The sequence below is a fragment of the Acidihalobacter aeolianus genome (assembly GCF_001753165.1).
GTDB lineage: Bacteria > Pseudomonadota > Gammaproteobacteria > DSM-5130 > Acidihalobacteraceae > Acidihalobacter > Acidihalobacter aeolianus.
On sequence record NZ_CP017448.1, the window covers coordinates 315655 to 323169 of the forward strand.

General features: G+C 62.0%; 5 protein-coding genes and 1 pseudogene. 4 read left to right on the forward strand and 2 right to left on the reverse strand.

The features are described 5' to 3' along the window. Nucleotides 1–50: 50 nt before the first annotated feature. Both BJI67_RS01500 and BJI67_RS01505 read left to right on the forward strand, forming a co-directional pair. Nucleotides 51–1325 (forward strand): ABC transporter substrate-binding protein, encoded by a 1275-nt coding sequence (locus BJI67_RS01500; protein ID WP_197513229.1) that lies wholly within the window; start codon nt 51–53, stop codon nt 1323–1325. Between the two features lie 227 nt (nt 1326–1552). Then, nucleotides 1553–2827: an ABC transporter substrate-binding protein gene (locus BJI67_RS01505; protein ID WP_070071523.1), complete on the forward strand. Its 1275-nt coding sequence runs from the start codon at nt 1553–1555 to the stop codon at nt 2825–2827. Between the two features lie 583 nt (nt 2828–3410). On the opposite strand, the gene BJI67_RS01510 is transcribed toward BJI67_RS01505, so the two are convergent. Further along, nucleotides 3411–4928 (reverse strand): YifB family Mg chelatase-like AAA ATPase, encoded by a 1518-nt coding sequence (locus tag BJI67_RS01510; RefSeq protein ID WP_070071524.1) that lies wholly within the window; start codon nt 4926–4928, stop codon nt 3411–3413. Nucleotides 4929–4966: 38 nt separating this feature from the next. Beyond that, nucleotides 4967–5263: an accessory factor UbiK family protein gene (locus BJI67_RS01515; protein WP_070071525.1), complete on the reverse strand. Its 297-nt coding sequence runs from the start codon at nt 5261–5263 to the stop codon at nt 4967–4969. A gap of 452 nt (nt 5264–5715) precedes the next feature. On the opposite strand from BJI67_RS01515, the gene BJI67_RS01520 reads away from it, so the two are divergent. Both BJI67_RS01520 and BJI67_RS01525 read left to right on the forward strand, forming a co-directional pair. Next, nucleotides 5716–7194, forward strand: coding sequence for a TonB-dependent receptor plug domain-containing protein (locus BJI67_RS01520; RefSeq protein WP_197513231.1), 1479 nt, complete (start codon nt 5716–5718; stop codon nt 7192–7194). Nucleotides 7195–7218: 24 nt separating this feature from the next. Beyond that, nucleotides 7219–7515, forward strand: a pseudogene (locus BJI67_RS01525) (TonB-dependent receptor domain-containing protein); the annotation flags it as partial.

Consider the following 7515-nt stretch of genomic DNA (forward strand, 5'->3'; position numbering starts at 1 on the left):
GCGTAGTTGAACGTGTCCATCTGTGGACCATGAACAAAAGGGGTAACGTCATGTTGTCGAAGAAACTGTCGAAGACGGTACTGGCGGCGCTCGCTGCCGGCACCTTGTCGATGGCCGCCGTCTCCGCGCACGCGGAATGCACGACCACCATCGGTGGTGTGATGGCGCTGACCGGCTCGCTCGGTGCGCTCGGTCAGCAGATCGGACGCGGCGCGCAGCTTGCGGTGAGCAATATCAACCAGGCGGGCGGCGTCAACGGCTGCGAACTCAAGCTGGCCCTGTACGACGACCAGACGCAGCCTTCCGTGGGCGTCGACGCGGCCAAGAAACTGGTCGACATCAGCCACGTTCCGGTAATCGTCGGTGCGCTTTCCAGCGGCGTGAGCATGGCGATTCTGACCTCGGTGACGAGTTCGGCCCATGTGGTGCAGATCTCCCCCGCCTCGACCTCGCCTTCGTTCACCGAGCTGGCGATGGAAGGCAAGACCGGCGGTTACTGGTTCCGCACCGTGCCTTCCGATGCGCTGCAGGGTACCGCGATGGCCATGCTGGCCCATCAGCATCACCTCAAGAGCGTGGCGGTGATGTACATCAACAACCCCTACGGCAGCGGCCTGTCCGGCAAGTTCACCGAGTACTTCAAGAAGATGGGCGGCAAGGTCACCGCAGAGGTGCCCTACAACGAGAACCAGCCTTCCTACCGCTCCGAGGTGAATCAGGCGCTTTCCGGCAAGCCCCAGGCGCTTTTCCTGATCGGCTACCCGGGCGACGGCACGACGGTGGCGCGCGAATGGGTTTCCGCAGGCGGCCCGATGACCTTCCTGCTGCCCGACGGCCTGGAGTCGCAGAAGTTCGTGGACGACGTCGGCGCGAAATACATGAAGACGGTCTATGGTACGGCAGCCGGCTCGGAGAAAACCCCGTCCCTCGGCGTGTTCAAGGCGGACTTCAAGAAAAAGTACGGTAGCTTCCCGACTCAGGCCTACATGACCAATGCCTATGACGCGGTCATGATCGCCGCGCTGGCGATGGAATCCGCCAAGAGCGACAAGGCGATGGCCATTCGCGACAACATCCGCAAGGTCACCGGCATGGGCGGTACCACGATCTATGCCGGTATCGACGGTTTCAAGAAGGCCAAGAAGCTGCTCATGGAAGGCAAGAAGATTCACTACGTTGGCGCTTCCGGCCCACTCACCTTCGACCAGTACGGCGACGTGACTGCGCCGATGGTGGTGTGGACGGTGAAGGGCGGCAAGGTCGCGCAGACCGGGATGATCAAGGTCGCCGCGATCAACAAGGTGCTGAAGAAGTACGCAAAGTAGGCTGATCGACGACGCGAGCGGCGTCCGGTGTCTAACCGGACGCCGAGACCCCGCGAACGGGGCGTCGCGCCGCTGCAGGCACGTGCCGGTGATCCGCACTGCGGCCGTCGCGAACGGCGATGAGCGAATGAGGGCGCGCGCAAAGGGAGGGGTCGGGCAACGCGAGCGGTTCAAGAGGAGCCGCCGCGCATCCGGATAATTCGTTTTCTCATCGAGGAGATACACGCATGCGCTATACACACTACATGGCGACCGCGCTGCTGGCCGCACTGCCGTTCGGAGCTCACGCAGCTTCGAGCGACTGCTCGATTCCGATCGGTGCGGTGCTGCCGCTGACCGGTTCGCTGAGCGCCACGGGGCAGGAGAACGTCAAGGCCGTCCAGCTGGCGGTGAAGGACTTCAACGAGGCAGGTGGCGTCAATGGCTGCACTCTCAAGGCCGTGATCTACGACTCGCAGACCCAACCCTCCGTGGGTGTCGACGCGGCCAAGAAGCTGATCGACATCAACCACGTTCCGGCCCTCGTCGGCGCCTACTCCAGCGGCGTGTCGATGGCGATCCTGACTTCCGCCACCGCGCCTGCGGGCGTGGTGCAGATCTCCGCAGGCTCCACCTCGCCAGCCTTCACCCAACTGGCCAAAGACGGCAAGACCGGTGGCTACTGGTTCCGCACCTGCCCCTCCGACGCGCTCCAGGGTGTGGCCATGGCCTATGTGGCCAAGGAAAAGGCACACCTCAAGAAGGTGGCGGTGATTTATCTGAACAACCCGTACGGCCTGGGTCTCGCCAACCGCTTCAAGGAGGCGTTCAGCGCCTACGGCGGCAAGATTACCTCGATGGTGGTGTACAACCCGCAGCAGCCTTCCTACCGCTCCGAGGTCTCCAAGGCTCTGGAGGGTCATCCTCAGGCGCTGTTCCTGGTCGCCTACCCCAACGAGGGCGCGACCATCCTGCGCGAGTGGATCAGCAGCGGCGGCGCGCAGAAGTATCTGTTCCCCGATGCGCTCAATGCGCCGCAGTTCGTTTCCAGCATCGGTGCCAAGTACCTCAACGGACATGTCTGGGGCACCGTGCCCGGCAGCATGGAAACGCCGAGCCTGCCGATCCTGAAGAAGGAGTTCAAGGCGGCCTACGGTACCGATTTCACCCAGCCCTACGATCCGAACGCCTATGACGCGGTGGCAACCATCGCCCTGGCCATGGAAGCCGGCAAGTGCAAGACCGGCGCCTGTATCAAGGATCATATCCGCACGGTGACCGGCGATCCCATGGGCGTTAAGGTCGAAGCTGGCGTGGCTGGCTTCAAGAAGGCACGCATGCTGCTGGCCGAAGGCAAGAAGATTCAGTATGTCGGTGCTTCCGGCGATCTGAAGTTCGATGCGCAGGGCGACGTGCAGGGACCTGAAGTGGTCTGGCAGGTCAAGAGGGGCAACATCACCAACGTGCAGACCATGAGTGCCGACGAAATCGCCGGGATCACCAAGAAGCTCGGTCTGAAGTAAGTTTGCATCTCTCGCCCGCCGATCATGGCGGGCGAACGGCCCCGGTGTCGAGCGCCATGCTCGGCACCGGGGTTTTTTTGGGGGAGATGCGAATTTGACTGCGCCTTGCAACGGCCTAATCAGGTCTGATGGTTTGGCGAACCTGATTACCTTCTCAAATTGAAGGCAGAATGGAGTTGATGGTTTATCTGAGATGATCGTTTACGACCATTGAATGGTGGACGGGAATCGGCGGGATTTCACGAGTTTACAGCGACGGAGTCCTTTCATGGTTCCGGTGCGACCCGCGAGTGACTTTGTACGGCGCATCCCTGCCCCTGTCTCTCCGAGGTTGACGCGATTGTCGTTCCTGACGATTTTTTCTTTGGGCGAACAAAGAAAGTCACCAAAGAAATTCGCCCCGAATCTCCTTGACCCTATGGGCGACCTCGCGTGAATACGTCTGGTCAGGGCCGCAGCCAAGCTCCGTCCGGGGGCGCGGGTTGCTTGGCCCAGTTCAAGAACATACCCACATGCGGCAGTTGCAGTTCTCTACGGTTGGATAATGCATGCGGTAGAGGCGGCGACGTCCTCATGGTGAGGTTCAGCCGCGCGAGCCGCCCCAGCGGTCCATCGCCCGATAGGTCAGCGCTTCTGCCAGTTGGTGCCCTTCTATGCCGCTCGTACCTTCGATGTCGGCAATGGTCCGCGCGACCTTGAGGATGCGATGGTACGCACGCGCGGACAGCCGGAAGCGGACCATCGCATGCTCCAGCAGTTCGCGTTCGGTGGGGGCCAGTGAGCAGTGGCGATCAACGCCGCGGGTATCCATCAGCGCGTTCGGTACACCCTGGCGGGCCATCTGGCGGTCGCGTGCCGCGACGACGCGCGCCTTGATCGTCGCACTGTCTTCGCCGCGCGGGGCATTCTCGCGCAGCGCCTCGCGCGGCAACTGCGGTACCTCGATCTGCAGATCGATGCGATCAAGCAAGGGCGCCGAAAGTCGGGCCCGATAACGGCGCTGAGCCTCAGGGCTGCACACGCAGGCGGGGCCGAAATCGCAGGCCTTGCCCTGCGGGCAGGGATTCATGGCGCCGACCAGCTGGAACTGAGCAGGAAAACGCGCCTGCCGGGCCGCACGGGAAATGGTGATCTGGCCGGTTTCCATGGGTTCGCGCAGCACGTCGAGGTCGCGCCGGTCGAATTCGGTCATTTCGTCCAGGAACAGGATGCCTCTATGGGCCAGAGAAACCTCGCCGGGGCGTGGGTGTGAGCCGCCGCCGACCAGAGCCACTCCGGATGCAGTGTGATGCGGGCTGCGCACCGGCCGCCTGCCCCAGTCGGCGGTGCGGAAGCCCTGTTCGCTGATCGAGGCAACGATGGCGGCATCCAGCGCCTCTTCCTGAGTCATGTCCGGGAGGATGGTGGCAAGACGGGTGGCGAGCATGGTCTTGCCGGTGCCGGGCGGTCCGATCATCAGCAGGTTGTGCCCGCCCGCCGCGGCGACTTCAAGGGCGCGTCTTGCCTGATGCTGGCCGCGGATGTCGGCCATGTCGACCGTCCAGCGTTCCGGGGTGTGGTGTGGTTTGTACGGTTGCGGGTGGAGTCTTTCGCGGTCGGCAAGATGCGCACAGACCTGCAGGAGATGTGAGGCGGCGTATACCGTCAGGCCATCCACCAGCCCGGCCTCGGCGGCGCAGTCGGATGGTACAAGCAGCGACCGGTTCGCACGTTGCGTGGCTAGTGCGGCCGGCAGCGTGCCGCGAACAGGACGGAGTTCGCCACTTAGGGCCAGCTCGCCGAGGAACTCAGTATCGTCAAGCGCGCTGGTCGGAATCTGGCCGGAGGCGGCCAGGATGCCCAGGGCAATGGGCAGATCGAAGCGTCCGCCCTCCTTGGGTAGGTCAGCAGGTGCTAGATTGACGGTGATTCGTCGGGCAGGGAATTCGAACTGGCTGTTGAGCAGAGCCGCGCGCACACGGTCCTTGCTTTCGCGTACCGCAGCCTCGGGCAGGCCAACGATCGACAGGGCGGGCAGCCCATTGGCGAGGTGGACCTCGACGCAGACCTCAGGGGCATCGATGCCCAGCTGTGCACGCGTGTAGACACGGGCGAGCGACATCGCTTAATCCAGTCGTTCGCTAGCGTGTCGTCAGCAGGCTATTCCTCCACCTCGGGCGGTGAGGATTTCTGGGTTTCGCCGCTTGTGGCGATCCCCAGTTTTTCCTCGAGCGCCCGCACCCTGGCTTCCATGCGTTCCAGTTTCTCGCGGGTTCGTGCCAGCACCGCGGTCTGCACCTCGAATTCCTCGCGGTTTATCAGATCCAGGCGATGCACGGCGCCCTGTAAGCCGGCGCGCACGGTCTTGCTCACATCCTGTTGCGCGGTGCGCAGGGAATCGGGCACGGATTTGCCGAGCTTCGATGCGAAATCGTCGAATGGCGTCTTCTCAAACATGGTGTCTCAGTCCTCCTGCAGCAATCACGGTTTCGTCAAGTTTAGCGGTATCGAGGGTGCATGGCGAACTGCGCTGCGGTGGTCGCTTTTGGTGCCGCCCGCCCTCATTTAAGGCGCGGATGCGCAAGCGAGCAGCACCGTCTGCGGCGGGTAATCAATAGAACACTGATATTCCAGCAGTAATTGACCAAAGTGGCGAATGGCACGATGCATGCAAGGATGGATGCAAAGATTGCGTGCCGGTGAAACCGCTGGAGAACCGCGGGGAGCACCGCTGCAAATCGGACCGGCGACGCGATCGCGCTTAGGCGTATCCGCGTTAGCCGGCGGGCCGGTGAGAGGGTGACTTCCTGCTCCGGTTCTGTCGTGCCTCGCGCCGCCGCGGTGTGGGGATTGCGCAGTGTAACGATTTTTTTCGTTGAAACCATGGGGTGAGAGAAATGGAGTGCGGTGTGGATAAGAAAGGATCGAAACTGGACTTGAGGCGGGCGATCGCGATGGCGATCGGTGCGGGCACGGCGAGCATCTGCTTGTGCCTGCCGGCGCTGTCGCAAGCCGATACCGGGACGACGGACACGTCGACGCCCGTGAAGATCAAGAAGGTGGTCAAGACCGTGCCGCCTGAGAAGGCCGTGGCCACGGTGAGCAAGACCAAGGTCGAGCACACCAGTCCGACCACCAACATGTTGACCCTGCTGCGGAACGTGCCTGGGTTCAACGTCGTGAGCTCCGGGCCGGCCAACCTCGTATCTACCAACTCGGCATTTTCGTTGAACGGCTTCGGCAGCAGCGAGATCGGCACCACCTTCGACGGCGTGCCGATCATCAACACCGTCCGCGGCGGCGTCTACGGCGCCGGTTCAGACCATGCGCTCACTCCGTTGACCATGGGGCAGATCGGCAGCGTCGAGGTCTACAGCGGCGCCAATACGCCGCGTCAGAACTCGCTGGATTCGCTGGGCGGCACCGTCAACTTCATGCCCAAAGAGCCTTCGGACAAGGCCGGTGTCGACTTAATGTTTGGGACGGGCAGCTATTCCACGACCGGTTACTCGACCAGCTATGGCGTCACCGGAAACACCGGCTCGGTCGCGGCTCTCGATGGTCTGAAGGCGATCGCGAGCTACACCCACACCAAGACCCACAGCTTCCAGAAAAATGTCTATGCCAACCTCAACTCCTACTACCTGAACGTTACCCAGCCGTTCAACGAGGGGTTGTCCAAACTGTCGTTCATCCTGACTCACAACGACGAAACGGCGCAGACCCCGGTGACCGTGCCGATCGCGCTGGTGGAGGCCTACGGGCGCGCTTTCCAGTATCCCCGAGACGTGTTCTGGAATAGCAACAAGACCCACGCTACGCACATGATCATCTCGCTGGAGTCGTTCCTGAACCCGTACATGGAAGGCGGCTTCAAGCTTTTCTACAACGACAGCTACAACGATCGTACTCAGCACGTCGATCCGACCATCAACAACAGCTACATGGGATATCCCCTGCCGATGCATACCCAGAGCGCCTTCGCGCTCAGCGGCTACGGGTCCAACTTCAATACCTACGACGCGGCGACGGCGACGGCACTGTTCGGTTCCGCAGCGGCCGGTACGCAGTACCAGCGCTATCTGGACCATTACTACAACGTCGGCGGCAAGGGGCATCTGACCTTCCTGCTGCCCTCGAACACGGTCACTATCGGCGGCATGATGTTCTCGGCAAAGAACGTGACCACCACCGACTGGTACGGTGCTGAGCCGGTGCCGATCATCGGCGGTTACAACGATGCCTGGCTGGAGCACGACGGTCTGGATTACGCCGAAGGCTACATCCAGGACAACATCTCACTGCTCAAGGGTAAGGTGCACATTTACCCCGGCGTGAAATACGTGCATACCCAGCCGAGCGTGACCGACATCCAGGGCTATTACTAGACCTACAGCGGCTCGGCGAGCAAAACCTACGGTTTCGTCGAGCCCTCGCTGGGCGTGACGGTGAGCCCGATCAAGACGGTCGAGCTGTATGCCAACTATGGCCGCACCTACAAGGCGCCGGACGAAAGCGCGTTCTACAGCGTTATCGGCTATACGCCGGTGCCGTATCCGGTGGTGGTCAAGCCCGAGTATGTGAACAGCATCGACGCCGGCATCCGTTACAGCGGCGCCTACGGCAAGGCCTCGTTCTCGGTATTCGACCGTAAGTTCGAAGACATCTTCAGCGAGTACTACGACAACACCACCGGCATCACCACCGAG

Coding starts and splice junctions, on each gene's coding strand:
- BJI67_RS01500 (WP_197513229.1), top strand. CDS start 51: ATGTTGTCGAAGAAACTGTCGAAGACGGTACTGGCGGCGCTCGCTGCC.
- BJI67_RS01505 (WP_070071523.1), top strand. CDS start 1,553: ATGCGCTATACACACTACATGGCGACCGCGCTGCTGGCCGCACTGCCG.
- BJI67_RS01510 (WP_070071524.1), bottom strand. CDS start 4,928: ATGTCGCTCGCCCGTGTCTACACGCGTGCACAGCTGGGCATCGATGCC.
- BJI67_RS01515 (WP_070071525.1), bottom strand. CDS start 5,263: ATGTTTGAGAAGACGCCATTCGACGATTTCGCATCGAAGCTCGGCAAA.